Source organism: Micromonospora sp. SCSIO 07396 (genome assembly GCF_053667945.1).
In genome coordinates, this window is the sequence record NZ_CM132210.1 from 3,235,984 (window position 1) to 3,260,242 (window position 24,259).

Annotated in this window: 25 protein-coding genes; 5 read left to right on the forward strand and 20 right to left on the reverse strand. The window is 74.1% G+C overall.

Features of this window, described 5'->3' with window-relative positions:
* Positions 1 to 62 precede the first annotated feature (62 nt).
* From ACWCHM_RS13880 to ACWCHM_RS13925, 10 genes are all read right to left on the reverse strand, one after another.
* Positions 63 to 1,334: a cupin domain-containing protein gene (locus ACWCHM_RS13880; protein ID WP_454222674.1), complete on the reverse strand. Its 1,272-nt coding sequence runs from the start codon at positions 1,332 to 1,334 to the stop codon at positions 63 to 65.
* Positions 1,335 to 1,343: 9 nt separating this feature from the next.
* Positions 1,344 to 1,649, reverse strand: coding sequence for a hypothetical protein (locus tag ACWCHM_RS13885; protein WP_145920322.1), 306 nt, complete (start codon positions 1,647 to 1,649; stop codon positions 1,344 to 1,346).
* A 166-nt stretch (positions 1,650 to 1,815) separates the two neighbouring features.
* Positions 1,816 to 2,244 carry a DUF2267 domain-containing protein gene (locus tag ACWCHM_RS13890; protein WP_204960274.1) on the reverse strand — a complete coding sequence of 143 codons (429 nt, stop codon included), beginning with the start codon at positions 2,242 to 2,244 and terminating at the stop codon, positions 1,816 to 1,818.
* A 4-nt stretch (positions 2,245 to 2,248) separates the two neighbouring features.
* Positions 2,249 to 2,440, reverse strand: coding sequence for a hypothetical protein (locus tag ACWCHM_RS13895; protein WP_281898105.1), 192 nt, complete (start codon positions 2,438 to 2,440; stop codon positions 2,249 to 2,251).
* Positions 2,441 to 2,711: 271 nt separating this feature from the next.
* Positions 2,712 to 3,110, reverse strand: a complete 399-nt coding sequence (locus ACWCHM_RS13900) for a TraR/DksA family transcriptional regulator (RefSeq protein WP_088647439.1) — start codon at positions 3,108 to 3,110, stop codon at positions 2,712 to 2,714.
* A gap of 211 nt (positions 3,111 to 3,321) precedes the next feature.
* Positions 3,322 to 3,990: a uridine kinase gene (locus ACWCHM_RS13905; protein WP_454222675.1), complete on the reverse strand. Its 669-nt coding sequence runs from the start codon at positions 3,988 to 3,990 to the stop codon at positions 3,322 to 3,324.
* Positions 3,991 to 4,340: 350 nt separating this feature from the next.
* Positions 4,341 to 4,949: a winged helix-turn-helix domain-containing protein gene (locus tag ACWCHM_RS13910; RefSeq protein WP_204960277.1), complete on the reverse strand. Its 609-nt coding sequence runs from the start codon at positions 4,947 to 4,949 to the stop codon at positions 4,341 to 4,343.
* 284 nt (positions 4,950 to 5,233) lie between these two features.
* Positions 5,234 to 5,824 (reverse strand): winged helix-turn-helix domain-containing protein, encoded by a 591-nt coding sequence (locus tag ACWCHM_RS13915; RefSeq protein WP_454222676.1) that lies wholly within the window; start codon positions 5,822 to 5,824, stop codon positions 5,234 to 5,236.
* 51 nt (positions 5,825 to 5,875) lie between these two features.
* On the reverse strand, positions 5,876 to 6,367 hold the full coding sequence (locus tag ACWCHM_RS13920; protein ID WP_204960279.1) for a rhodanese-like domain-containing protein: 492 nt from the start codon (positions 6,365 to 6,367) through the stop codon (positions 5,876 to 5,878).
* 56 nt (positions 6,368 to 6,423) lie between these two features.
* The gene (locus ACWCHM_RS13925) at positions 6,424 to 6,876 is read right to left on the reverse strand and encodes a cysteine dioxygenase (RefSeq protein WP_204960280.1); all 453 of its coding nucleotides are present in this window, start codon (positions 6,874 to 6,876) and stop codon (positions 6,424 to 6,426) included.
* Between the two features lie 143 nt (positions 6,877 to 7,019).
* On the opposite strand from ACWCHM_RS13925, the gene ACWCHM_RS13930 reads away from it, so the two are divergent.
* A complete protein-coding gene (locus ACWCHM_RS13930; RefSeq protein ID WP_454222677.1) occupies positions 7,020 to 7,418 on the forward strand; it encodes an ankyrin repeat domain-containing protein in 399 nt (132 codons plus the stop codon).
* Between the two features lie 72 nt (positions 7,419 to 7,490).
* On the opposite strand, the gene ACWCHM_RS13935 is transcribed toward ACWCHM_RS13930, so the two are convergent.
* The 8 genes from ACWCHM_RS13935 to ACWCHM_RS13970 all read right to left on the reverse strand — a co-directional run bounded on the left by ACWCHM_RS13935 (position 7,491) and on the right by ACWCHM_RS13970 (position 15,803).
* The gene (locus ACWCHM_RS13935) at positions 7,491 to 8,261 is read right to left on the reverse strand and encodes a class I SAM-dependent methyltransferase (protein WP_454222678.1); all 771 of its coding nucleotides are present in this window, start codon (positions 8,259 to 8,261) and stop codon (positions 7,491 to 7,493) included.
* A 111-nt stretch (positions 8,262 to 8,372) separates the two neighbouring features.
* The gene (locus tag ACWCHM_RS13940) at positions 8,373 to 8,876 is read right to left on the reverse strand and encodes a DUF2231 domain-containing protein (RefSeq protein ID WP_204960283.1); all 504 of its coding nucleotides are present in this window, start codon (positions 8,874 to 8,876) and stop codon (positions 8,373 to 8,375) included.
* A 214-nt stretch (positions 8,877 to 9,090) separates the two neighbouring features.
* Entirely contained in the window at positions 9,091 to 9,831 is a 741-nt protein-coding gene (locus ACWCHM_RS13945) for a GAF and ANTAR domain-containing protein (RefSeq protein ID WP_204960284.1), read from the reverse strand.
* Positions 9,832 to 10,008: 177 nt separating this feature from the next.
* The gene (gene secA2 / locus ACWCHM_RS13950; protein WP_421488545.1) at positions 10,009 to 12,300 is read right to left on the reverse strand and encodes an accessory Sec system translocase SecA2; all 2,292 of its coding nucleotides are present in this window, start codon (positions 12,298 to 12,300) and stop codon (positions 10,009 to 10,011) included.
* 307 nt (positions 12,301 to 12,607) lie between these two features.
* Complete coding sequence (locus ACWCHM_RS13955) at positions 12,608 to 12,817, reverse strand: DUF397 domain-containing protein (protein ID WP_454222679.1); 210 nt, start codon at positions 12,815 to 12,817, stop codon at positions 12,608 to 12,610.
* Positions 12,808 to 13,551: a DUF5753 domain-containing protein gene (locus ACWCHM_RS13960; RefSeq protein WP_454223079.1), complete on the reverse strand. Its 744-nt coding sequence runs from the start codon at positions 13,549 to 13,551 to the stop codon at positions 12,808 to 12,810. Before ACWCHM_RS13960 ends, ACWCHM_RS13955 begins: the two co-directional genes overlap by 10 nt.
* A 136-nt stretch (positions 13,552 to 13,687) precedes the next feature.
* Positions 13,688 to 14,776, reverse strand: a complete 1,089-nt coding sequence (locus tag ACWCHM_RS13965; RefSeq protein WP_421488547.1) for a zinc-dependent alcohol dehydrogenase — start codon at positions 14,774 to 14,776, stop codon at positions 13,688 to 13,690.
* Positions 14,769 to 15,803 carry a Gfo/Idh/MocA family protein gene (locus ACWCHM_RS13970; protein WP_204960288.1) on the reverse strand — a complete coding sequence of 345 codons (1,035 nt, stop codon included), beginning with the start codon at positions 15,801 to 15,803 and terminating at the stop codon, positions 14,769 to 14,771. The genes ACWCHM_RS13965 and ACWCHM_RS13970 overlap by 8 nt, the downstream gene beginning before the upstream one ends.
* Positions 15,804 to 16,051: 248 nt before the next feature.
* Here ACWCHM_RS13970 and ACWCHM_RS13975 point away from each other — a divergent pair, with 248 nt between their 5' ends.
* The 4 genes from ACWCHM_RS13975 to ctaD all read left to right on the forward strand — a co-directional run bounded on the left by ACWCHM_RS13975 (position 16,052) and on the right by ctaD (position 21,208).
* Positions 16,052 to 17,032 carry a glucosyl-3-phosphoglycerate synthase gene (locus tag ACWCHM_RS13975; RefSeq protein ID WP_281903084.1) on the forward strand — a complete coding sequence of 327 codons (981 nt, stop codon included), beginning with the start codon at positions 16,052 to 16,054 and terminating at the stop codon, positions 17,030 to 17,032.
* Positions 17,033 to 17,120: 88 nt separating this feature from the next.
* On the forward strand, positions 17,121 to 18,278 hold the full coding sequence (locus tag ACWCHM_RS13980) for a glycosyltransferase (RefSeq protein WP_454222680.1): 1,158 nt from the start codon (positions 17,121 to 17,123) through the stop codon (positions 18,276 to 18,278).
* Positions 18,279 to 18,390: 112 nt separating this feature from the next.
* On the forward strand, positions 18,391 to 19,119 hold the full coding sequence (locus tag ACWCHM_RS13985; protein WP_281898123.1) for an ATP-binding protein: 729 nt from the start codon (positions 18,391 to 18,393) through the stop codon (positions 19,117 to 19,119).
* Positions 19,120 to 19,207: 88 nt separating this feature from the next.
* Positions 19,208 to 21,208, forward strand: a complete 2,001-nt coding sequence (ctaD, locus tag ACWCHM_RS13990; RefSeq protein ID WP_281898124.1) for an aa3-type cytochrome oxidase subunit I — start codon at positions 19,208 to 19,210, stop codon at positions 21,206 to 21,208.
* Between the two features lie 74 nt (positions 21,209 to 21,282).
* Here the strand turns inward: ctaD and ACWCHM_RS13995 are convergent, their stop codons facing one another.
* Positions 21,283 to 22,422 carry a SigB/SigF/SigG family RNA polymerase sigma factor gene (locus ACWCHM_RS13995; protein ID WP_204960293.1) on the reverse strand — a complete coding sequence of 380 codons (1,140 nt, stop codon included), beginning with the start codon at positions 22,420 to 22,422 and terminating at the stop codon, positions 21,283 to 21,285.
* Positions 22,423 to 22,741: 319 nt separating this feature from the next.
* Positions 22,742 to 24,124, reverse strand: coding sequence for a hypothetical protein (locus ACWCHM_RS14000; RefSeq protein WP_281898127.1), 1,383 nt, complete (start codon positions 24,122 to 24,124; stop codon positions 22,742 to 22,744).
* Positions 24,125 to 24,259 lie beyond the last annotated feature (135 nt).

Here is a 24,259-nt window from a genome sequence, read left to right on the forward strand (position 1 = left end):
ACCGCCACAGCGGCTCAGGCCGGCACCGCCACAGCGGCTCACGCCGCTACGGCGACAGCGAATCACGCCGGTACGGCGACCGCCTCGCGCAGCAGCCGGCGGGCCAGCACCAGCCGGTCCGCGTCGTCGTCCAGGCCGGGCAGGTCGCCCACCCGCAGCCCGGTGGAGCCGAGCAGGGCGTGCAGCGCCGGCCCGCACTGGTCGGGCAGGGTGACGGTGCGGTCCACCAACCGCAGCGCCACCCGGGCGTCGGCGGTCGGGGTGAGCTGCCAGCGCAACCCCGGCCGGGGGGCGATCCGGCTGTCGGCGGTCAGCGCGGTGAGCGCGGCGGCCTGTGCCAACGGCCGGATCGGGGCCGGGCGGGCGGCCGGCCAGGACCGACCCCGCAGCCGGGCGGCCACCGCAGCCGGGTCGGCCCGCAGCAGCCAGTCGCGCAACGCCTCCACCGTCTCGGTCAGCTCCGGTTCGATGGCGTCCGGGTCGGCCACGTCGGTGCCGAACGGCAGCCCGGCCCGCAGCCGGGGGTCCTCGGCGGCCAGCGCCAGCAGCTCCTCGACCAGGGCGTACCGGGTCAACGCGCGGATGCCGACGGTCAGGTGCAGCGAGCTGGTCTCCTGTGCCTGGGCGCTGTGCAGCCAGCCGCGCGGCAGATAGAGGGCGTCGCCCGGTTCGAGGACCACGTCCAGCGCCGCCGGCCCGTCGGCGGTGGCGGACACCTCGTCGGCCCGGCCGCCCCAGGGCTGCTTCTCCAGCGGGTCGATCAGCACCGGCGGGTGGATCCGCCAGTGCTTGCGGCCGTCGACCTGGAGCACGAACACGTCGTGGGTGTCGTAGTGGGTGGCGAACCCCTGGTTGCCCGGTGGGGTGAGGTAGGCGTTGACCTGCAACGGCTGGGTCAGCGCGGTGCCCAGGTCACGGGCGAAGTCGATCAGGGCGGGCCAGAGCCGGTGCAGCCCCTGCAACACCAGCGTCGCGCCGCCGGCGTACAGCTCCAGGACACGTTCGTCGAGGATCTGGTCGCCGATCTCCGCGCCCGCGCCGCCGCCGCCGGTGAACCGGGCCGCCGGCACCAGCTGGCCGTCCCGGGCCACCCGCAGGAACGGGGTACGCAGACCCCGCCGGCTGAGCAGCTCGTCGGCGTCGGCCGGGCTGAGCAGATCGGTGAACCCGTCGGGGTTGGGCAGCTCGGCGGCCCGCGACAACAGCGGCGCGCGGCCCCAGTGGGCGGCGGCGAACTTGGCCGGTTCGACGCTGACGCAGCGCTCCAGCGCCCGCGTCGCGGCCGACGGGACCGCCGGGCGGCCGTGGCCGCCCGGCGGGTCGATGGTCGTCATGGATGTCGGTCAGCGGGCGCTGCCGTCGGCGCCACCGTCGTGCTGACCGGGCGTCGCCCCGCCGTCGGCCGGACCCTCCGCGCTGCCGTCCGCACCACCGTCGTGCTGACCCGGGGTCGCCCCGCCGTCGGCCGGACCCTCCGCGCTGCCGTCGGCGCCACCGTCGTGCTGACCGGGCGTCGCCCCGCCGTCGGCCGGACCCTCCGCGCTGCCGTCCGCACCACCGTCGTGCTGACCCGGGGTCGCGCCACCATCGGCCGGACCCTCCAGGCCGCCGCCGCTGGTGGTCTGCATGTCGTCATCGTTCAGTGCCATGGGTGCTCCCTCGGGTGTGCCGCCCCGCCGCAGGGCGGGGTCTGTCGTACGCGGGTGGTACCCCCCACACGATCTTCTCTAACCACACCGTAGACGGCCCGTCCGACGCGCGGGACCGATCGCCGGCCCTGGACCGCACGGGCTCGGCGGTCCAGGGCCGGTCGGGTCAGGGAATCAGCCGTTGCAGGTCACGGGGCATGCCGGCCTTCACGTCCTGCCACTCCCCCTGGGTGACGTGCCGGCGCAGGGCGTCCAGCACCACCCGGGCCACCCGCTCGGGGCCGCCCTGGACGTCGTAGGGGAAGCCCTGCCGGACCTCGTAGAGGAAGTCGTCCCGGTTGAGTTTCACCGGTACGTCCTCCGGCCGCCACCCGTCGAAGTAGATGCCCCGGACCAGCACCGGGAGCTGGGCGGAGAACTCCGCGCACTCCTGCACCGTCATCCGGTCGCGCAGCAGGTGCAGCACGGTGCGCAGCGCGGCGTACGACTGGTTGCGCTGCGCCCGGGGCCACCCGTACGCGTCCTCGATGTCCTTGAGGATCAGGTTGGTCTTGTCCACCGAGGACTCGATCGCCGACATCAGCTGCTCGGCCATCGGGTCACCCCCCGTCCTTCGGCTCGCCGCCCCGACGCCTGTCGTCGGCGCGTCGGGGTGGGCCCGCCGGGCCCCGCCCCTGCCGGGCCGGGCTGCCGAACCGTCCGGGCCGCTCCGGTCGGCGGGTGCCGCCACCCGTGCCGACGACGTGCAGCACCGCGCCACGTCGGGGATCCGCCACCACCCGTGCCGTCATCTCGGTCACCTCCGTACCCGTGCGCGGTCTGTGCGACCGCTGCCCCGTCGGGCCGTCGACCTGACCGGGGCATGCTCCGGCCGCGGGCGCGGCCGGCACCGTCGAGGCTGCCCGTCAGTCGGGTGAGCCGCCCTCACCCGGCCGGGGTGAGGTACGGCCGCCTGGTCACCGGGCCGATGTGGCGGCATCGCCACGCGGGGATGCCGCTACACCGACTCCCCGGAGTCGATCAGCGGTGCGGGTTGGGCGTGGTGGCCGGTCGGCTGCCGGGTCAGGCGGCCCGCCGCTCCCGGGTCTGCTTGCAGCCGACGCAGGAGGTGGCGGACGGGAAGATCTCCAGCCGCTCCACCGGGATGGGCGCGGTGCAGCCCTCACAGAAGCCGTAGGTGCCCTCGTCCAGCCGGGTCAGCGCGTGCTCGAACTGGGCCCGTCGGTCGAGGATGGTGCGCAGCAGGGACTGGGCGGTGTCCCGCTCGGCGGTCTTGGTGCCGCTGTCGGCCTGGTCGTCGCCGGCGGTGTCACCGACCTCCACCAGCCGCAGCACCTGGCTCTGCGCGACCGCCTGCTCGTACTCCGCGGACAGCTCGTCGTAGCGGGCCCGCAGGGACGCCCGGATCTGGTCGGCCTCCGCCGTGGTGCGGGCGGTACCGACGGTGTCGTGGACGAGCATCGCTGCCTGCCTTTCCTGGGACCGGCGCGACCTGAGGGCACGCTCCGGGCTCGGCGGGCACGGTGAGATCATCCGTGCCGTGTGAGTCCGGCGATTACCCACCGGCACGTCCCGTCAAACCACCGGTTCCGTCACCGTCGTGGCGGGCGTACCGGGCCCTCCCACCGGCCCGTCCCGCCGGCCCGGTGCGGGTCCCGCCGGCACGGCGGCTTCAGCCGGCCCCGTCGGTCCGTTGCACCAGGGCCGGGTGCCGGGGGTCGTCGACGCGCACGACCACGTCGGCGAAGGACTGCGGGGCGACCTCGTCGGCGTACCTGGCGAAGGCGGGCAGGGTCCACCGCTGCGCCGGATCGGTACGCCGGGCCAGCGCGGCCGGCGAGAGCACCAGGTGCACGGCGACGTCGAACGGCAGTCCCCCGCCGAGCAGGAGCGCCCCGCTGACCAGCAGCACCGTGCCGGGTGACAGCTCCTGGTAGGCCGCCCGGCTGGCCCGGTCGGTCTCGGCGTCCCACAGTGAGGGCAGCACCCGTCCGGTACCGCCGGGACCTGCCGGGTCGAGCACCTCCCGGCGCAGGCCGGCCTCGTCGATCCAGCCCTCGTAGTAGGCGTCGGGGTTGGTCCGGCCGAACTCGAAGCGGACGGAGGCGGGCCGCAGGAAGTCCCCCGCGCGCAGGTGCAACGCCGGGCGGCCCCCGGCGCGCAGCGGGTCGACCAGCGCGGCGGCGAGCCCGTCCGGGGCGGCGGCGGGGGGACCGTCCACCGCGACCCGCAGGTGGGCCGGCGGCGTGGCCCCGTCGACGGTCGGCCCGGACGCGACCGTGAGGAGCCGTTCGGTCAGCTCGGCGACGAGCCGGTCGGGTGAGATCGGACGGACACGCATCCGACCATCGTGCCCCGTCGGCCGACGACCGACCCCGGCGCACCCGCGGCGGTGTCCGCCCGGACACACCTGTCGGGTCGTCGTGCCGGGCCCGCCGTCGACCCGGGCTCCGGTCCGGTCGACGGGACTCGGGGCGACAAAATTCTTGCCCGACGGTGGCTCCGGGAGCGGATGAACCCGCTCGTGGCCGGCGCACGGCACGACGCAGGCGGTCCGGTGGGGCTGCCCGACGGCGGCCGGCGGGCGGTGGCGGCGGTCCGGTGGGGCTGCCCGACGGCGGCCGGCGGGCGGTGGCGGCGGTCCGGTGGGGCTACCCGACGGCGGGCGTTGGCGGCGGCGGGCCCGACGGGTCAGCCGGTGCGGTCGACGGTGACCCGGGCGTCGTCGGCGAGCCGGTAGCCCACCCCGTAGACCGTGGTGACCAACGGGACGTCGACGCCGACCTTGCCGCGCAGCCGACGCACGTGCACGTCCACCGTGCGCACCCCGGCGTGCTCGTAGCCCCAGACGGCATTGAGAAGTTGCAGCCGGGTGAACACCCGACGGGGGTGGGCCACCAGGTGCAGCAGCAGGTCGAACTCCAGCCGGGTCAGCGGCAGCGGCTCGCCGTCGCGCAACACCGACCGGGAGGAGGCCAGGATGTGCAGCATCGGAATGGTGGCGGCGAGGGAACGCCCCGCCGTCCGGCCGGCCGGGACCTGGTCGGGTCGTCGTTCGGCGGGAACCCCGGTGGTGGCGATGGTGCCCTCGCCGCGTTCCAGCATCTCCCGGGCCGCCTCCAGCAACCGGCGGGCCGGCGCGGTGAGCGACTCCTCGCTGGCCAGCGGGATGGAGAGGGTCACGGTGAGCACAGGGGTGGCCGTGGTGGCCGGGCGTCGCTGACCGCCGGGAGGTCGACCGGGGACCGAGGGCTGGGACGTATGCCATCCGGCGCGCGACGATGCGGGGCTGACCGACATGGTCCTCCTTGGGCTGGGTCCGGGTATCTCCCCACGGCCCGGGACGCCGCTGCATCGATGCTTCCCGGCCCCTGGACGAGGGTCAAGGGGCGACCGCGTTGCATGAATGTGACAATTGACGAACAGTTCGCAGCCGATCCCTCGCTCTGCGTACGAGCCAGATGATTACAGCAGAAGCGTCGAAGTGCCCGGATACGGGGGTGCCCGCCGGTTGGATCACGGCCGGCACGCCGCGACGCACCCGGCTCGGGGCGGGCCGGGTGCGTCAGGGAATGGTCGCAAGGTCAGCGGAACCGGTCGATCCGCACCCTCGCCTCGTCGGCGAGCCGGTAGCCCACCCCGTACACGGTGGTCACCAGCGTGTTGTCCGCGCCGAGCTTGGCGCGCAACCGCCTGATGTGCACGTCCACGGTGCGGGCGACGGCGTGTTCGTAGCCCCAGACGTTGGCGAGCAGTTGCAGCCGGGTGAAGACCCGGTGCGGGTGCTCGGCCAGGAACAGCAGCAGGTCGAACTCGATACGGGTGAGCGGGATCTCCCGGTCGCCCTGACGCACCACCCGGGTGCCGGCGGAGATCCGCAGGGTCTGCGGGTGTTCGTCGGTCGGCACGGGCTCCCCGGCCACCGGCGCCGGCCGCGGGGCCGGCAGCGACGACAGCAGGCGCGGTGCGGTCGGCTCGCTCAGCCGGACCACCCCCTCCCCCGCCTCGGCCAGTTCGCCGAGCAGGTCGACCAGACGGGCCAGCCGGGGCGTCAGCGGCCCGGCGGTCAGGTCGAGGGTGATGGTCAGCGAGGGCGTGGATCGGGGCCGACCCGGCACCACCCGGTCGGGACGGCCCGGCGGGTGCGGACGCGCGGTGAGGGCGACGAGGGACATGGGAGCCTCCTGTGTGGCGGTGCGTCCGCCACGCCCGGTGGGGCGCGACGGTCAGTGTGGCGTCCGGCCGGCGGTCACCGGCGGCGCGAAGGACGGGGTGCGGTGCGACGGCGTCGGGCCCAGGGCCGGCAGCCCGGCTATCCGCCAGGCGACGAAGCCACCCACCACGTCGGTGGCCCGGTGCAGGCCGATGTCCTGCAACGCGGCGGCGGCCAGCGACGAGGTGTAACCCTCCTGGCAGATCACCAGCACCGGCAGGTCGTAGTCGACCGCCTCGGGCAGCCGGGCCGGGCACCGTGGGTCGAGCCGCCACTCCAGGACGTTGCGCTCGATCACCAGCGCGCCCGGCACGGTGCCGTGGGCGGCCCGCTGGGCCGCCGGCCGGATGTCGACCATGAGCGCCCCGCTCCGGTGGGCCAGGTGCGCCTGCTCGGGGTCGAGCCGACGCAGTCGGGTACGGGCCTCGGCGAGGATCTCGTCGATGCCGCGGGAACCCGGGGGTGGGGCCGGACAGCTCTCGGTGAGGGTGCAGTGCTGCGGCATCGTCGCGGTCCTTCCATGGGCGAGCCGGCGGGTGGGGGAATCGGGGGCGGGCGGCGTCACCAGGCGACGCCGGCCCGGGCGACCTCGGCGACCCGGAGTCGCCCGTCGACGAGGTGGTAGCGGGTCATGTGACGCAGCGCGGGCAGGTAGACGTGCACGCTGACCGCCGGCTGGTCGCCGCGGTTGGTCACCGTGTGCACGTGCCGGGGGCCGAACCGGCGACCGGAGCCGGCGGCGAGGCGGTGCGGACGCAGCCGCCCACCGGAGACCGTCTGCTCGGTCAGCTCACCGGCGACGACCAGGAAGGCGCCCGAGGAACCGCCGTGGTCGTGCAGGTCGGTGCCCTGGCCGGGCAGCCAGCTCAACGCCCAGACCTCGTGGTCTTCGGCCGAGGCGAGCCGGGTGTACCACCGCTGCGTCGGGTCGAACCGCAGTGGCACCGCCCAGGTGGCCGGGTCGGCGTACCGGCCGGCGACGGTGAGCAGGTCGGTGGCGTGGATGCTGGTCATGTCTTCTCCCGTGTGGTGCGTCCCCCGACACTCTAGACTGCAAAGCCTATAGGTTTAGTAGGTAATACCGCATGCTGGGACACGCCTGGCGGCCGCTTCCCGTCACCGGCGGTGACCGGGGCACGGGCCTCTAGGCTGGGCGGATGACCGAGGAGTTCGACGCCGAGACGCTGGCCTTCGCCCACCGGATGTTCGACCTGGCCCGCGCGGGCGAGGCCACGGAACTCGGCGGCCACGTCGACGCCGGGCTGCCGGTGAACCTGACCAACGACAAGGGCGACACGCTGCTCATCCTGGCCGCCTACCACGCCCGTCCGGAGACCGTCGCCGCCCTGCTGGCCCGGGGCGCCGACCACACCCGGGTCAACGACCGAGGGCAGACCGCGCTCGCCGCGGCGGTGTTCCGGCGAAACACCGACGCGGTACGCGCCCTGCTCGACACCGGAGCCGACCCCGACCACGGGACCCCGTCGGCGGTGGAGACGGCCCGGTTCTTCGACCTGCCCGAGATGGTCACCCTGCTCACCACCCGCCACGTGTGATCGACCCGCCGGAACCGATGGCGCGCCGTCCCCACGCCGGATGCCCTGGCGTCACCCGCCACCACGGGTCCTTCAGGCGGGCCCGTCGGTCGGCTTGACCGCCTCGATCAGGAAGCGTCGGGAGTGGGCCACGAAAGCGCCCTCGGCACGGATGTGCGCGTGCAGCCGTTCGAGCTGTGGGCGGTACCGGTCGACGTCGAAGTCCGGCACGGTCCAGACCACCTTGCGCAGGAACCAGACCACCGCGCCGACGTCGTGGAACACCGCCCGCAGGGTGGCCTGCTCCAGCCGCGCCACGTGCAGGCCGGCGGTCCGGGCGGCGGCCACCGCCTGCGCGGTGTGCCGGGTGGCCGGCGGCGGCAACGGGCCCAGCACCGCCTCGCTCAGCTCCCGCATGGTGCCGGCGCCGATCTGCTGGGACAGGTAGCGCCCGCCGGGGCGCAGCACCCGGGCGATCTCCGCCCACCCGGTGTCCACCGGATGCCTGCTGGTCACCAGGTCGAAGGCGGCCGCCCGGAACGGCAGCCGGGACCCGGGAGCGATCTGCACCACCCGACCGCCGACCCGTCGCAGCGTACGCCGGGCGACCGCGACGTTGGGCGGCCACGCCTCGGTGGCGACCAGCAGCGGCGGCGGCTGGGGCAGCTCGGCGAGCACCTCGCCGCCGCCGGTGTCGATGTCCAGCGCGGCCGTGACCGTCGCCATCCGCGCGGCCACCTGACGGGCGTAGCCCCACGGTGGACGCTCCTCGGTGGCCCTACCGTCCAGCCAGCCGAAGCCCCAACCGTCGACGGGGGCGGCGGCGGCCTCGGCGATCAGCTCCGCACAGCTCGGCTCGACCATCCGTCCACCCTGCGGCAGGGCCGTTCGGCACGGCAACCCGTTTACCGCAGGGCGGCGCGGACCCCCGCGACCACCGCCGGACAGCGCGACGGTGGTAGGGGCGGGGCGCGATCAGGGGGCGGGGCGGAGGATCTCCACGGTGGAGCCGGCGGGCACACCGTCAAGGCTGTCGAAGCCGGTCGGCTCGCCTCGGCCGGACTCGAACTGGCGCATTAGCCGGGCACCCAACCCGACGCCCACCGCACCGACGAGCAGCGCGACCAGCTCGGTCACCAGCAGCACCCCGGTCGCACCGCGCTGCGGGGAATCCGCCCGGACCAGGCAGGACAGCAGGAAGAGCGCGGCCATGCCCGCGTTGACCATGTTGAAGGTGACCATGGTGCGACGGTGCGGCCCCGGCCGTACGTCCCACAGATCGATCATGCCGGCCACCCCGGCGAGCCCGGCGGCCACCAGCGCGGCGACCGCCGTCCAGTAGCCGACCTCGCCGAGGAACGCCGGACCGCCCGCCACGTCGGCGAGGTCGAAGACGGTGGCGCTGACGAAGAGCCCGAACGGGAACGTCACCAGCATCGGTTGGATGGGATGCCCCTGCACCCTCAGGCGGCTCTCCATCGTTTCCTCCCCGGAATCGGCTCAGCTCACCGGTCCAGGGTGCTACCCGGGGGTCGCTCCGACGAAACGGTCGGGCCGGGATTCGCGGGTCCGGGGAGAAACGACACCGTCGGCTACGGGCGTCCGGGAACCAGGGGCGGCGACCTGGCGGCATCCTCGCGGGTCGATGCCGCCAGGTCGGCCCGGGTGAGTGGCTCAACCGGACCGGAGGCGGTCAGGACTCGCGGGGACGGGAGACCGTGGTGACCAGCCGTTCGGCCACCTCCCGCAGCGGGATGTCCAGCGAGGTCGCGGCGCTGCGCAGCACGTCGAGGGCCTCCGGGGCCGGGCAGCCCCGCTGGGTCATGATCACCCCGACGGCCTGGCCGACGACGTTCTCCCCGAGCAGCGCGCCGTCGCGTTCGCCGGCCCGCTCGGCCCGCCGGGCCCGGTCCCGCACGGCGGCCAGCAGCAACCCCGCGTGCTCGGCGAGCAGCATCGCGGTGAGCTGGTGCCGGGTGCCCAGCGTGCCGGGCCGGCCGGCGTACAGGTTGATCGAGCCGATCGCCCGCTCGTCGACGTCCACCGGGGCGGAGATCACCCCGCGCACGCCGAGCCGGCGGGCGCGGTCGGTCCAGGCCGGCCACCGGTCCTCGACGGTCAGGTCCGCCGCGATGATCATCTCGCGGCGGCGGATGGCGTCCATCGCGGGTGACTCCGCGCCGTGCCCCAGGTCATCCAGCTCGGCCAGCCGGGGGTCCGAGGCGGCCACCCCGGCGGGCTCACCGGCGCGCAGCGCGGTGAAACCGCACCAGAGCGCCCCCGGGACGGCATCCGCGGCGATCCGGACCAGCTCGGTCAGCGCCTCGTCGAAGTCGTCGACCGCGATCAGGCCCGCGGTCAGCTCCCGCAGCAGGGCGGCCGTTTCCAGTACCCCGAGCGTGTCGATGGTCAGCTCCCGCATGTCCAGGTTCACCGGCCTGCGGGCTCCGTCGTACCCCTGCCGACCGGCACCGGCGTCGTTGCCTGTGTCATCGTGATGATCTCTCTCCCGAGTCGTGGGCCCCGGGCTACTACCCTCGCAAAACCGGGTCGAAACCGCGTAAAGGGAACCCCTCCGGCACATCCCGCGCCGGAGGGGTTCCCGGGCCGCTCAGCGGGCGGCGGCGAGCCGACGGCCGACGGAGGCGATCAGCCGGTCCAGTTCCGAGCCGAACGGGTTGTCGTGCACCAGGTACGTCCAGGTGGCGCTGGGCCGCACCAGCTTGGCGGCGTCCGGCTCCCAGTCCTCGGCGAACTCGGTCTCCTCGAAGGTCGCCAGGGTGCGCGTCTCGATCTCGGGGATGAGGTTGGTGAACGCCGGCACCGCCGCCCGGTGGAACTCGTCGAGCGGGTCGAGCCGGCCCAGCGCCCGCAGGTGCACGCCCTCGCGGACCTCGGACAACTCGGCCAGGTGTTCCGCCCAGAGCCGGTCGGTGTGGTAGAGCGCGATGGAGCGGGCCACCCGGGCCAGCAGGTCCTCGTCCATCTCGCCGGCCTTGTCGGGCATCCGGTCGAGCAGCATCAGCGCCGCCACGTCCGAGGTGAGCAGCCGCTCCCGGCGCTCGGCCAGGGCGATCCGCTGCTGCTCGATGACCACGCTGTAGCGCCAGGTGTTGCGGTGGATCTCGTGGTTGACGCCCTCGGCGACCCGCTGGGCGTGCTCCACCGCGTAGTCGACCTGCTCGTCGGTGACCAGACCGTCGGCGTTCATCCGGGGCGAGGCCGGGACGGTCTCGCCGGCATGCCGCACGACCAGGTCGTCCTCCAGGCTGACGAAGAAGACCGAACCGCCCGGGTCGCCCTGCCGGCCGGCCCGGCCACGCAGCTGGTCGTCGACCCGGCGGCTGTCGTGCCGGCCGCTGCCGATCACGTAGAGGCCGCCGAGTTCGGCGACCCGCTCCTGGTCGACCTGCTCGCTGCCGCCGAGCCGGATGTCCACGCCCCGGCCGGCCATCTGGGTGGAGACGGTCACCGCGCCGTACGCGCCGGCCTCGGCGATGATCGCCGCCTCCTCGTCGTCGTTCTTGGCGTTGAGCACCACGCACGGCACCCCGGCAGCCTGGAGGCCGGCGGCGAGCCCCTCGGACTCCTTCACGTCGAGGGTGCCGACCAGCACCGGACGGCCCGCCTCGTGACAGCGCCGGATCTCGTCGATCAGCGCCTCCTCCTTCTCGGCCCGGGTCGCGTAGATCCGGTCCGGCTCGTCCTCCCGGACGCAGGGGGTGTTCGGCGGGATGACCGCCACCTCCAGGCCGAAGAACTCCCGGAGCTGGTCGCCGACCAGCACCGCGGTCGCCGTCATGCCGCACAGCTTGGGGTAGAGCGCGATGTACGCCTGCACGGCGATGGTGCCCAGCACCTCGCCCTCGGCGGTGGCGTCCAGCCCCTCCTTCGCCTCCACGGCGGCCTGCAGGCCGTCGGGCCAGCGACGGCGCTGGGCGACCCGGCCGCGCATCTCGTCGATCAGCTCCACCGAGCCGTCCCGCACGATGTAGTCGACGTCCCGGTGCAGCAGGGCGTGCGCGTGCAGCGCCACGTTCACCGCGGAGAGCTGGCCGACGTGCTCGGTGTCGTACAGGTCGATGCCGCCCAGCTTGGCCTCGACGGCGGCCAGGCCCTCGGTGGTGAAGGCGACGCTGCGACCGTCCTCGGCGACCGTGTAGTGCCGGCCCTTGCGCAGGCCGCGCACCAGCGCGGCGGAGGCGTGCACCGGGTCCTGTTCGCCGGCGGTCGAGCCGGCCAGCACCATCGGCACCCGGGCCTCGTCGATCAGGATCGAGTCGGCCTCGTCGACGATGGCGGTGGCCAGCGGCGGCTGGACCCGGTCGGCGATGTCGGTGACGAGTTGGTCGCGGAGGAAGTCGAAACCGGCCTCGCTGACCGAGACGTAGGTGACGTCGCAGCCGTACGCCTCCCGCCGCTCGGCCGGGGTGGACGCCTCGTTGACCCAGCCCACGCTCAGCCCGAGCAGCCGGTAGACAGGCGTCATCCACTCGGCGTCCCGGCGGGCCAGGTAGTCGTTGACGGTGAGCACGTGCACCGGGCCGTTGCCCAGCCGGACGTGCCCGTAGGCGGCGACGGTGGCGGTCAGCGTCTTGCCCTCACCGGTGGCCATCTCGGCGACCTTGCCCGACAGCAGCGCCATCGCGCCCAGCAGCTGCACGTCGTACGGCCGCTGGTCTAGGCCCCGGCGGGCGGCCTCGCGGCCGACGGCGCAGATGTCCACGTACTCCGTCGCGGCACCGGCGGCCTCGGTCAGCGCCTCGTCGTCCAGCGCCGACAGCTCGTCCTCGCGCGCGGCGATCCGCGGCAGCAGCTTCTCCAGGGGAGCCAGGTCGACCGTCGTCCCCGGGCGTTGGAGGAACCGGCGGAACCTGCTCTTCAACCGTTGCGACACACCCATGAGCGGCAACGGTACGCGAACCCGGGCGGAAAAGGCTGCCCGGTCCGCACGTTGCGATCCCGCTGTCCGGTTCCCGGCCCATCCGGGCAGGTCAGCGAGGTGCGCCGGCGGCCCACCGGAAGGTGGCGGGCAGCTGGTCGACCGGGACGCAGGCTGACGGTCGTCGATGATTAGCCAGGCCAGCCCCGCGGGCGCGGGGAGGCGGGCGATCGCGCCGCCGGTCGGGCCCGGCGGGCCATCACCGCCGCGTGCGCGGGGATGCAGAATTACCGAGCTGGGGCGCTATAGATCAACTTCCTGGATCACGTCACCGTGCCGCACGAGCCGACTCCCACCGGCTCGCGAAGTCGACGAAGCCACGCCACGCCGCCGGGGCGAACGCGAGCACCCCGCCGTCCCGGTCCTTGGTGTCCCGCACCAGGACGACACCGGAAAGGTTGCCCGCGACCTCGACACAGTTGCCGCCGTTGCCGCCGCTCTTCGTGCTCTTGTGCCACCGCGCAGCGGTCAGGTCCATGATGCAGCCGCTTCTCTCAGGAGATCCAGGGTCCGTCCACGAGGGAGCGCCTCCCCACGGATACGCTCCCACCGCCGCTCAAGGTTAACAAGGTCAGAGGGCTTGTCCAGAATCTGCGCCTGCGCCGGACCATCGACATGCGCCACTCTCGCCCCCTCCGGCAGGTCGGCGATCACGAACGGCCCGTCGAGCCCCGGATAGCTCGGCGCGTCGGCCGGGACGACGTGCAGCTGCACGTTCGGCAGCTCGGCACAGGCGAGAAGGTGCCCGAGCTGGGCCGCCATCAGCGCCCGACTGCCACCGACCCGTCGACGCAGGACGCCCTCGTCCAGGACGGCGACCAGCAGGGGGCTGCGCTCACGGTGCAGGATCGCCTGTCGACCGAGCCGCGCATCGGTCAGCTCGTCCATCGCCTCGGCCGTCAGCGTTCCGCCGGTCAGCGTCGCCCGCGCGTACGCCTCGGTCTGGAGCAGGCCGGGCATCCAGGCAAGTTGAAAGGCCCGTAAGGTGGTGGCTTCCCGCTCGATGTCGACCCAGGGCCGGAACCAGACCGGCTCGCGCCGCTTGACGATGTCCGGCCAGAGGGCATCGACATCTCGCTCCAGCAGTTCTGCGACGGTGGCCCGGTGGCGACTCTGCGGAATGTGCCCAGGATTTGCCCAACGGGCGACGGTCTTCGGATGCAGACCGAGCTTGCCGGCGAGACTCTCGGCCGTGTAGCCCGCCTCGGTGATCGCCTTGGCCTGGCCGCCCCCACCTGCCGCCCCTTCACCGCAGTGATCAAGAGGTTTACGTCAAGAATCCGTTCCACCATGACGTAAACCTCTTGATCACCGGGGCGAGGCGGGCGGGGCGAGGCCGTCGGGATGGTCAGGCGGTGAGGACGACCTGGAGTTCCTGACGGCGACGTTCGGCCAGGTCGGTGAGGAGGGTGGGTGCCTGCGCGAACGGGACCACGGCCGAGACCAGGTGGGTGCGGATCAGGTCGCCGTACCGGCGCAGCAGGTCGATCGTCTCGGCGGAGAGGCGTTCCCGGTCCCAGGTGGGGGCGAGACCCCGGGGCACCCGGCCGATCTGCGCGCAGCGCAGCGACAGCCCGTTGTGGTGGAACTCCTCACCGAGCCGGACGGCGTCCGCGCCGCCCTGGTAGAACGCCAGGTCGATCACGGTGCCCTGGGGGCGCAGCAGGCGCAGCGCCAGGTGCAGCGCCCAGTCCTGACCCCGGCACTGGAACACCACGTCGGCGCCCCGGTCCCCGGCGCTGTGGTGCCACCTGGTCTTGAGCACGACGGCGGGGTCGTCGGCGTCCGGGTCCAGGGTCTCCAGACCGAGTGCCTCGGCGACCTGGCGGCGCTGCGGCGTCGGGTCGACCACCACCACCGAGGCGGCACCGTGCTGCCTGGCGAACAGGGCGGTGAGCAGGGCGACCACGCCGCTGCCGACCACCGCGACCCGTCGGCCGCGCACCCCGTCGCCGAGCGAGCGGACGTCGGTGCCGTACAGGTCGGCGGCGGCGTGCAGCAGCCCGTTGGCGCAGATCGGCCCCATGTGCGCCACGTAGACGCCGAGCAGCGGATCGAGATCGTCGGGCAGCGGCACGAACCGTTCGGCCAGCGGGTCGGCGACGTACCCGGTGCGGTGGCCGTAGGTCATCGCACCGACGGTGCCGACGGCGATCGCCGGGGTGCGGCTCTGCACCACCTCGGCGACCTGCATGTAGCCGAGTCGGGTGACCGGGTACGGCGTGCTGGCCGTCCCGGGCCGGAACAGGCCGAGGCCGGTGTCGAAGGTGACGTTGAGGTAGGGGTTGGTGCCCTTGACGAAGCTCAGCTCGGTGCCGGCGGAGATGCCGCTGTAGCGGGTCCGTACCCGGACCGTGCCGTCGCGCAGCTCACCGGCCTCCTGTTCGGCCAGCTCGACCCGTCCCGGGCCGCTGACCACCACCACCGTGTCACGCATCGGCGGCCGTGCCCACGGGTGTCGCCGGCACGCCGCCGGCCACCGGCGTGAGCGCGGCCGGGCCGGTGGGCAGGGTGACGGGGCGACCGGTGCGGGCGCTCTGTGCGAGCGCGACCGCCAGTCGTTGGGTGCGCAGCGCCTCCGCGTACGGCACCCGGATGTCGTCGCCGACCCCGGTGACCGCGTCGACGAAGGCCCGGTCGACGGCGCTCCGGGCGGCGTCGGGGTCGGCCGGGAGGTGGCGTTCCCCGTCGGCGTCACGGACGGTCAGACCGTCCTCGGTCAGCGCCAGGGCCAGCCCGTCGGCGAGGATCTCCAGCCCGGCCCGGTGCTTCCAACCGAGCACGCAGGCGGCGGCGAGGGTGCCCACCGCGCCGGAGGCGAAGCGCAGCGTGGCGGCGGTCACCGAGTCGATGTCGGCGTCGTCGACCGGGGGCGGGTTGCCGTCGCCGTAGGCGGTCACCTCGACGGCCTCGCCGACCAGCGCCCGGGTCAGGTCCAGCACGTGGGCGGCCTGCTCGACCACCGGGCCGCCGGAGCGGTCCCGCACCGGCCACCAGGCCACCGGGGGCACCTTGTCCAGCCAGGCCCCGTTGACCATCCGCACCTGACGGTCGGCGAGCAGTTCCCGGGCCCGCGCCACCACGTGCAGGTAGCGCCAGTGGTGTCCGACGGCGGTGAGCAACCGCCGCTGCTCGACCAGGGCGGCGATCCGTTCGGCGGTGTCCAGGTCGACCGCGACCGGCTTCTCCACGAACATCGGCACCCCGGCGGCGATGACGGCCTCCTCCACCGGCCCGTGGGCGAACGGCGGCACGCAGACGTAGACCGCGTCGGGGCCGGCGGCCAGCAGGTCGTCGACGTCGGCGAAGGCCCGGGTCGAGTGCGTGTCGGCCAGCCGGGCGGCGGCCGACCGGGTCACGTCGGTGACCCCGACCAGTTCGACGTCGGCGAAACTCCCCAGCACACGGGCGTGACGGTGCGCCACCCCACCGGCCCCGACCAGCCCCACCCGACACGTACGCATACCTGGCCCTCTCGACGCGGTCACCACCACCGCGCACAGCACTGCCCCGGCGCGGCGGGGCCAAACCCGGCGGTCACCGCAACACAGCGTTCATCTGCCGGGAACCAGCCGGTGGAGCCGCCGTGATCAAGCTGTTAGGCAATATCCAGTTAACGAATGTGCAGAGACGGGAAAACCAAGTCTGCGTTTTCCGCCATGGATCTGGGGGTTTGCCAGTGCGGGACACAGAACCGATCGTCTCCCCTGTCGTGGAGGCATGGGCCACCTACCGGACGACGTCGGCGCAGGACTGGCCCACGCGACGGCTGATCAGAGCCAAGGGGGAGAACCGGGTCAGCGTGGTGCTGCCCGCCCGCAACGAGGAAGCCACCGTCGGGGCGATCGTCTCGACGATCCGGGAACACCTGATGGACCGGGTCCCCCTGGTCGACGAGCTGATCGTGGTCGACTCCCGGTCGACCGACCGCACCGCGCAGGTCGCCCGGGCCGCCGGCGCGGAGGTGGTCGGCCAGGACGAGATGACCCGGGGCCTGCCCCGGCTGACCGGCAAGGGCGACGCGCTCTGGGCCGGGCTGGCCGCCGCCGAGGGCGACATCGTCGCGTTCGTCGACGCCGACCTGCGGGAGTTCCGGCCGCACTTCGTGACCGGCCTGATCGGCCCGCTGCTGGTCGACCCGTCGGTGGAGTTCGTGAAGGGCTTCTACCACCGGCCGCTGGTCGGCACGACCAGCGTCGAGACCGACGGTGGCGGGCGGGTGACGGAGCTGATGGCCCGGCCACTGCTGAACCTGTTCTGGCCGGAGCTGGCCGGTTTCGTGCAGCCCCTCGCGGGCGAGTACGCCGGTCGGCGCGAGGTGCTGGAGCGGGTGCCGTTCGTCACCGGTTACGGGGTCGAGACGGCCATGCTGATCGACCTGCTGGAACTTGTCGGCCTGGACGCGTTGGCCCAGGTCGACCTGGGCGAGCGCAAGCACCGGCACCAGGACACCGCGGCCCTGGGCCGGATGTCCGCGCAGATCATGCACACCGCCTGGGCGCGGTTGCAGCGGCGGGGCTGGGCCGCCCCGGGCACCCACCCCGGCACCCTGCTGACCCAGTTCCGTCGGGGCGGCTCGGAGGCGCTGCCGAATCTCGACCGGGAGGTCGTCGTCAACGACGTCTCGGTGCAGGAACGCCCGCCCCTGGCCGAGCTGCGGCCCCGGCTGCCGCGTCGGCGGGTGGCCGCGTGACGACGCGCCGCACCGGCGGCGACGTCACCCGACGCGCGGGGTCGAGACCCGCCCGGGACCCGGTCCGTCCCGAGAGGAAGTCCCGACCATGAGCCTCACCGTGCTGATGAACGCCGGCCCGTGGCTGTCCGTGCCGCCACCCGGCTACGGCGGCATCGAGAACGTCGTCGCCACCCTGGTGCCGGAGCTGCGCCGGCTCGGGGTGAAGGTCGTGCTGGCCTCGGTCGGATCGAGCACCCTGCCGGTGGACGAGAAGTTCTCGGTCTATGCCGACGGGCAGTTCGCGGCGCTGCAACGGCCGTACAACCAGGTGTGCGGGGTGTCCCAGGCGCACCTGGCCGGGGTGGTCCGGCAGGTGCACGGCCGCGACGACATCGACCTGGTGCACGACCACGTGGAGGCGGTCGGGCTGGCCACCTTGACGGCGATGGGGCCGGCCGCCCCGCCGGTGCTGCACACCCTGCACTGGGACCTGGCCAAGCACCCCGAGCTGTACGGCACCCTCGACGGCGGGACACGGGTACGGGTCAACGGGGTCTCCGCCGCCCAGCTGGCCCGCGCCCCCCGGGCGCTGCGGGAGCACGCCGTCGGGCACGTGCACCTGGCCACCCCGCTGGCGGTGCACGCCGACCGGACGCCCCGGCCGGTGAAGGGCGACTACACGGTCATCCTGGGCCGGATCAACCCGGGCAAGGGGCAGGACGTCGGCGTCCGGCTGGCCCGGCGTACCGGGGTGCCGCTGGTGCTCGCCGGCCCGGTCGGGCCCTACCACCGGCCGGCGGACCTGGCGGCGGCGGGCGACGGGGCCCGGCAGAACCCGGACGTGCGGTTCTTCCACGACGAGGTCGCCCCGCACCTCGACGGCGACCTGGTCCGCTGGGTCGGCACGGTCGCCGGCCGGGAGCGCGACGACCTGCTGGCCGGGGCGCGGGCGGCGCTGTTCCCGCTGCGCTGGGAGGAGCCCGGCGGGACGGCCGTGGTGGAGTCGCTGGCGCTGGGCACGCCGGTGGTGGCGACCGCCCGGGGCTGCCTGCCCGAACTGGTCGAGCACGGGCGCACCGGACTGCTCACCGACGACGAGGACGAACTGGGTGAGCTGCTGCTGGCCGCGCGGCGACTCGACCCGGACGAGTGCCGGCGGGAGGCCGCCGAACGGTTCACCCCGGCGGTGATGGCGCGGCGGTACGTCGCCCTCTACGAGACGGTCCGCGCCGCGGCCCGGCAACCGCAGCTCCAGGCGGCCTGAGCCACCCGCCCCGACCGGGCCCGGACCGTCACGGTCCGGGCCCGGTTTCGGTCCACCGGGCCGCGGGTACCTGGCGGTTCTCCCCAGCACCACGAGCGGAATCGAGGGGCCGATGGTCAGCCGGATCACCTGCGAGGTCAGCGACGAGTCACCGGTGACCGTCGTACGCCTCGCCGGCGCGCTCGACCTGGGCACCATGCGCGCCGTGCACACCGTGTTGGACCGCTGCCTGACCACGCTGCCCGACGCGCTGGTGGTCGACCTGGGCCGGGTGACCGTCGCCGACCGGCTGGCGCTGTCGGTGTTCGCCGCCACCGCCCGGCAGGCGGCCGACTGGCCGGCCGTGCCGATGGTGCTCTGCTCTCCCCCGCCGGATGCCGCCGCCTGGCTGGCCACCTCCACCACCTGCCGGGTGGTGCCGGTGCGGCAGGACTGCGCGGAGGCGACCCGGTGGGCCGGGGCGACCGCCGCGCCCCGGCTGCGGGCCCGGTTGGAGCCGGTGGCGGGGGCCTGCCGGCGGGCCCGTGAGCTGGTCGGCGACGCGTGTTCCCGGTGGAACGTGCCGCACCTGGTGGAGCCGGCGTCGCTGGTGCTCAGCGAGCTGGTCGGCAACGTGGTCCGGCACGCCCACACCCCGATGCGGATCACCTTGACCCTGCACCAGCCGTACCTGCGGGTGGCCGTGGCCGACGGCAGCCGGACGGCGGCGCGGGCGGCCAGCCCGGACCTGTCCGCCGAGGGCGGTCGGGGGCTGCTGCTGATCCGGGAGATGGCGCAGCGCTGGGGCAGTTCCCCGCTGGCCGACGGCAAGGTGGTGTGGGCACTCCTGCCGGCGAATTGACCGAAATTCCCCCTGTCGCCTGGTTACATGGGCGGAGGGCGGGTAGTCGCGCCCGTCCTTTCTGTCGTCACGACGGGGTGAGAGAGCCATGCCCAGACGGGTAACCACGGAACCCGCCCGAGACCGGGGGCCGGCCATCCTCGCCCCGGCCCGGTTCGGCGGCTTCCCCGGACCGGTCCGCCCGACGCTGCCCGGCAACAAGCTGCTGCGGCTGCTCGGCACCACCGACGCCAAGCAGATCGGTCTGCTCTACCTGGCCACGGCGTTCGTGTTCTTCCTGATCGGCGGGGTGCTGGCCCTGCTCATCCGGGCCGAGCTGGCCCGACCGGGAATGCAGTTCCTCTCCCCCGAGCAGTACAACCAGGCGTTCACCATGCACGGCACGATCATGCTGCTGCTCTTCGCCACCCCGCTGGTGTTCGCCTTCGGCAACTACATCGTCCCGTTGCAGATCGGTGCCCCGGACGTGGCGTTCCCCCGGCTCAACGCGTTCGCGTACTGGCTGTACCTGTTCGGCGGGACGATGGTCGTCGGCGGCTACCTCACCCCCGGCGGCGCCGCCGACTTCGGCTGGACCGCCTACAACCCGCTCAGCGACGCGGTGAACTCCCCGGGCATCGGGGCGAACCTGTGGGTGGTCGGTCTGGTCGTCTCCGGCCTGGGCACCATCCTCGGCGCGGTCAACCTGATCACCACCACGCTGACCCTGCGCGCCCCCGGCATGACCATGTTCCGGATGCCGATCTTCACGTGGAACATGCTGCTCACCGCCGTCCTGGTGATCCTGGTCTTCCCGCTGCTGGCCGCCGCGCTGCTGGCGCTGGGGGCGGACCGGCTGCTCGACGCGCACGTCTACGACGCGGGCACCGGTGGGCCGATGCTGTGGCAGCACCTGTTCTGGTTCTTCGGCCATCCCGAGGTCTACATCGTGGCGCTGCCGTTCTTCGGCATCATCACCGAGATCATCCCGGTGTTCAGCCGCAAGCCGATCTTCGGCTACACCGGGCTGGTGCTGGCCACGGTCGCGATCACCGTGCTGTCGATGACCGTGTGGGCGCACCACATGTTCGCCACCGGCCAGGTGCTGCTGCCGTTCTTCAGTTTCCTGAGCTACCTGATCGCCGTGCCCACCGGGGTGAAGTTCTTCAACTGGATCGGCACCATGTGGAAGGGACAGCTCACCTTCGAGACGCCGATGCTGTTCGCCATCGGCTTCCTGGTCACCTTCCTGCTCGGCGGCCTGACCGGGGTGCTGCTGGCCAGCCCGCCGGTGGACTTCCACGTCACCGACTCGTACTTCGTGGTGGCGCACTTCCACTACGTGCTGTTCGGCACCATCGTGTTCGCCGCGTTCGGCGGGGTCTACTTCTGGTTCCCCAAGATGACCGGCCGGCTGCTCGACGAACGGCTCGGCAAGCTGCACTTCTGGACCATGTTCGTCGGCTTCCACGCCACCTTCCTCGTCCAGCACTGGCTGGGCGACGAGGGCATGCCCCGCCGGTACGCCGACTACCAGCCCGGCGACGGCTTCACCACGCTCAACATGATCTCCACGGTCGGCTCGTTCGTGCTCGGCGCGTCCACCCTGTTCTTCCTCTACAACGTCTGGAAGTCCTGGCGGTACGGCGCACTGGTGACCGTCGACGACCCGTGGGGCTTCGGCAACTCCCTCGAATGGGCCACCACCTGCCCGCCGCCGCTGCGCAACTTCGACCGGATGCCCCGGATCCGCTCCGAACGCCCCGCCTTCGACGCCAAGTACGGCCCACTCGTCGCCGACCTCGGCCGGGACCTGCCGCAACGCACCACCCGGCCGCCGCAGGAACTGCACGACGAGTTGCACCACGAACGGCACGTCCCCGAGTCGCCGGCGGCCGAGGGCGCGCACGGGGCCCGGGAGGCGGTGGAGTACCAGCCCGCCCCGCAGTCGGGCGCCCGCCCGGTGGTGGTGCCCGAACCGGAGGACGTCCGCCGGCCCGGCTTCGCGCACTCCGACGCCCCCGAGGACGACCGGCCCGACGACACTGACCCCGACACCCCGCAGCGGTGGCGGCACCCGCACGACAGGGACGACCCGGGGCAGCGCTGACCGACCGGCACACCGTCGGGCCGGCACCGCGAGGCGGTGCCGGCCCGATGTCGGCTCGGGCCGACGGGGTCGATTCAGGCGTCCACGGTGGCGGGCAGGCCGGCGGCGGCCAGCGACCGGCGCACCGCCGGCCGCACCCGGGTCAGCCGCAGCGGCACCCCGGTCCGCAGGGCGGCGTCCCGGCCGGCCACCAGCGCGGCGATACCCCCGGCGTCCACCCCGCCCGCGCCGTCCAGGTCCACCACCAGCTCGCGGGGCTGCCCGGCGACCGCCTCCAGCATCATCCGGCGCAACTGGTCCGCGCCGTCGCGGTCGATCTCGCCCCCGACCTCGACCACGGTCCGCTCCGCGGTGCGTTTGACCGCGATCCGGTTGCGGCCGGTGTCCGTCTCGGCGGTGCCGTTGCACCAGGGCGGCGGGGTGTCGGCGAGCATCGCCTGACGCAGCCAGGTCAACGCCCGCGACAGCAGCCGGGACACGTGCATCTGGGAGATGCCGAACCGGGCGGCGATCTCCGCCTGGGTCTGGTTGCCGTAGAAGCGCATCGCCAGGATGCGCCGCTCCCGCCAGGGCAGCCGGTGCAGCAACCCGCTGACGGTCACCCGGTCGTCCACCGACTCCAGCGCGTTGTCCGACTCGCCGACCAGGTCACCGAACTCGGCGGAACTCTCCCCGCCGACCGGCGCGTTGAGCGAGGCGGGGCTGTAGCCGGCCGCCGACTCCAGGGCGGCGAGGATCTCCTCCTCGGGCGTCTCCAGCCGGGCCGCCAGCTCGGCCACGCTCGGCGCGCGGGACAGCTCACTGGTCAACGCCGAGGTGGCCTGCCCGACCTCCAGGATCAGGTCGCGCAGCCGGCGGGGCACGTGCACCCCCCAGGTACGGTCCCGGAAGTGCCGCTTGATCTCCCCGACGATGGTGATCGCCGCGTACGCGGTGAACGAACCCCGCTCGGGGTCGTACCTGTCAACGGCGTTGACCAGGCCGAGCCGGGCCACCTGCTCCAGGTCCTCCAACGGCTCACCCCGGCCCCGGTAGCGACGGGCCAGCCGGCCGGCGAACGGCAGGGCGAACCGGACCAGGTCCTCGCGGGCCTCCCCCCGGCGCTCCGGTGGCAGGCCGGCGATCCGCGCGGCGTACGCCAGCGCGGCGGCGTCCAGGTCCTCCAGCCCCCGGTCGGTCGGAGGTGGTGTGGTCGTGGTGGTCTGTCCGAACATCCGCGCCTCCCTCAGGAAGGTCCCCCGCCCGGATCGGGCCGGTTCGGCGCGTGGTGGCACCACGCACCGGGTCGGAAGTGGGGTTTCACGTGCCGTGCCGGGATCACCGGACACGCGCGGGCAACGACCGGCCGCCACGCGGCGGACCGTCGCGGCGAGCGGTCTTCCCGCTCCCCAGGTACTCAACCACGCGTCCCCGGGTTCGCGAGGATGTTTCGGTGTGCCGGCTCCGGCCGGGCGGCGCGGACACCCCCGGCGTCCCCTTTCCGGGCGACCCGCCGGCCGTCCCCGATCCGGCCGCGCCGTGGGACCCGGCCGGTCAGGACACGGCCAGCCCCAGCGGCGCACCCGCCTCGCGCAGCCCGGCCAGCGCGTCACCGACGCTCAGCGGCGGCGGTGTCGGCAGGTCGTACGGCTGCCCGCGCAGCACCTCGGTGGCCCGCCGGGTGGCCACCGACGCCACCGGGTAGCCCCGGGCGGCGGTCCGGTCCAGGGCCCGCCGGCGACGGCCGAACGCCGCCACCGCCAGCCACTGCGGCAGCCCCGCCACGGCCGGTGAGCGCAGCCCCGGCGACTCCGGCAGCACGTCCACCGAACTGAACGGCTCACTGCCGGCGAGCCACCACTCCACCTCCTCGACGCTGCGCCGGGTGGCGTTCTCGCACCAGTACGGCACCAGCCCCGCCCGCACCACCTGCCACGGATCGAACACCCGGCCGCACTCGACCACCAGCCGGTCGCCCGTCTTGCCGGCCCGGCGCAGCCAGCTGCGGTACAGGTCGGCGGTGGCCGCGCTGAGCGCCCCCGGGTGCGGCACCCCCACCTGGCGCAGCTCGTGGCCCCGACCACCGGCCCAGTGCCCCAGCGCGCGGACGAACTCCGGTTCCACCCCGTGTTCGGCGGACTCCCCGGCGGCGGTGACCGCCGGCGGCTCCCACCCGTCCCCGGTCGCCCCGGCGGCCCGTAGCACCTGACGTAGGGCGGGCGAGTCCGGGTGGAAGTCCACCGGCCGCAGCCCGCTGGCCGGGCAGCCGAGCTGGAAGCTGTGCCCCTGCCCGGAGTCCGACACCGGCCACCGGCGGGCGTCGTCGACCAGCAGCACCGCGGCCCCGGGGGTCAGCCGGTCGGCCAGGAACCTGGCGTACGCCACCGGCAGCACCCGCCAGCGGGCCACCAGGCTGAGCGCCGTGCCGGCCGACGCGCCCCGGCTCGCCGGGCAGTGCACCTGACGCAGGTGCAGACCGGAGTTGCCGGCAAGGATCCGGGCGGCGAACGCGGCCCCCTGGTCGAGCGCGGCGGCGGGACGGTCCACCGCGCCGTGCGTCCAGTGGGCGGTCATCTCGAAGCCGGTGGGCAGCCAGGGCACCCCGAGCGCCACCGCGAGGTGCACGGCGGCGGCGTGCGGCGCGCCCAGCAGCACCGCCGGGTACCGCTGTCGGGGGTACTGGTCGGCGATCCAGCCGGCCACCCGTTCCCCGTCCACCTCGCCGGCCTGGGCGACGGTGAGCGGCCCCCGGCCGGCGTTGCGCGCGACGGCGAACCGGGAGGCGGACGTCGCGTGTCCCAGGTCGGCGCAGTCCACCCCGCGCAGCGCGCGGGCGGCGGCGGCCACCAGCACCCGTGCGGTGCTGCCGGCCGTGACGATCCGGTCGCCGGCCAGGCCGGCGCCCTGGGCCGTCGGCCCGGCCGGTGCCGTCCGCACCGGCTCCACCCCGCCTCGTTCGCTCACCACGCGGCCCGGCTTCCCGCCCCTTCGGGGTCTAAACGGGGCATCGCGCCCTGACCGGTGCGATCCCCGACCCGCCCGCCGGTACGCCCTGCCGGTGCGCCCCGGTCG

Bases quoted from the DNA above. Each gene is read 5' to 3' on its own strand.
- ACWCHM_RS13880 (WP_454222674.1), bottom strand. From the start codon at position 1,334: ATGACGACCATCGACCCGCCGGGCGGCCACGGCCGCCCGGCGGTCCCG.
- ACWCHM_RS13885 (WP_145920322.1), bottom strand. From the start codon at position 1,649: ATGGCACTGAACGATGACGACATGCAGACCACCAGCGGCGGCGGCCTG.
- ACWCHM_RS13890 (WP_204960274.1), bottom strand. From the start codon at position 2,244: ATGGCCGAGCAGCTGATGTCGGCGATCGAGTCCTCGGTGGACAAGACC.
- ACWCHM_RS13895 (WP_281898105.1), bottom strand. From the start codon at position 2,440: ATGACGGCACGGGTGGTGGCGGATCCCCGACGTGGCGCGGTGCTGCAC.
- ACWCHM_RS13900 (WP_088647439.1), bottom strand. From the start codon at position 3,110: ATGCTCGTCCACGACACCGTCGGTACCGCCCGCACCACGGCGGAGGCC.
- ACWCHM_RS13905 (WP_454222675.1), bottom strand. From the start codon at position 3,990: ATGCGTGTCCGTCCGATCTCACCCGACCGGCTCGTCGCCGAGCTGACC.
- ACWCHM_RS13910 (WP_204960277.1), bottom strand. From the start codon at position 4,949: ATGTCGGTCAGCCCCGCATCGTCGCGCGCCGGATGGCATACGTCCCAG.
- ACWCHM_RS13915 (WP_454222676.1), bottom strand. From the start codon at position 5,824: ATGTCCCTCGTCGCCCTCACCGCGCGTCCGCACCCGCCGGGCCGTCCC.
- ACWCHM_RS13920 (WP_204960279.1), bottom strand. From the start codon at position 6,367: ATGCCGCAGCACTGCACCCTCACCGAGAGCTGTCCGGCCCCACCCCCG.
- ACWCHM_RS13925 (WP_204960280.1), bottom strand. From the start codon at position 6,876: ATGACCAGCATCCACGCCACCGACCTGCTCACCGTCGCCGGCCGGTAC.
- ACWCHM_RS13930 (WP_454222677.1), top strand. From the start codon at position 7,020: ATGACCGAGGAGTTCGACGCCGAGACGCTGGCCTTCGCCCACCGGATG.
- ACWCHM_RS13935 (WP_454222678.1), bottom strand. From the start codon at position 8,261: ATGGTCGAGCCGAGCTGTGCGGAGCTGATCGCCGAGGCCGCCGCCGCC.
- ACWCHM_RS13940 (WP_204960283.1), bottom strand. From the start codon at position 8,876: ATGGAGAGCCGCCTGAGGGTGCAGGGGCATCCCATCCAACCGATGCTG.
- secA2 (WP_421488545.1), bottom strand. From the start codon at position 12,300: ATGGGTGTGTCGCAACGGTTGAAGAGCAGGTTCCGCCGGTTCCTCCAA.
- ACWCHM_RS13955 (WP_454222679.1), bottom strand. From the start codon at position 12,817: ATGGACCTGACCGCTGCGCGGTGGCACAAGAGCACGAAGAGCGGCGGC.
- ACWCHM_RS13965 (WP_421488547.1), bottom strand. From the start codon at position 14,776: ATGCGTGACACGGTGGTGGTGGTCAGCGGCCCGGGACGGGTCGAGCTG.
- ACWCHM_RS13970 (WP_204960288.1), bottom strand. From the start codon at position 15,803: ATGCGTACGTGTCGGGTGGGGCTGGTCGGGGCCGGTGGGGTGGCGCAC.
- ACWCHM_RS13980 (WP_454222680.1), top strand. From the start codon at position 17,121: ATGAGCCTCACCGTGCTGATGAACGCCGGCCCGTGGCTGTCCGTGCCG.
- ACWCHM_RS13985 (WP_281898123.1), top strand. From the start codon at position 18,391: ATGGTCAGCCGGATCACCTGCGAGGTCAGCGACGAGTCACCGGTGACC.
- ctaD (WP_281898124.1), top strand. From the start codon at position 19,208: ATGCCCAGACGGGTAACCACGGAACCCGCCCGAGACCGGGGGCCGGCC.
- ACWCHM_RS13995 (WP_204960293.1), bottom strand. From the start codon at position 22,422: ATGTTCGGACAGACCACCACGACCACACCACCTCCGACCGACCGGGGG.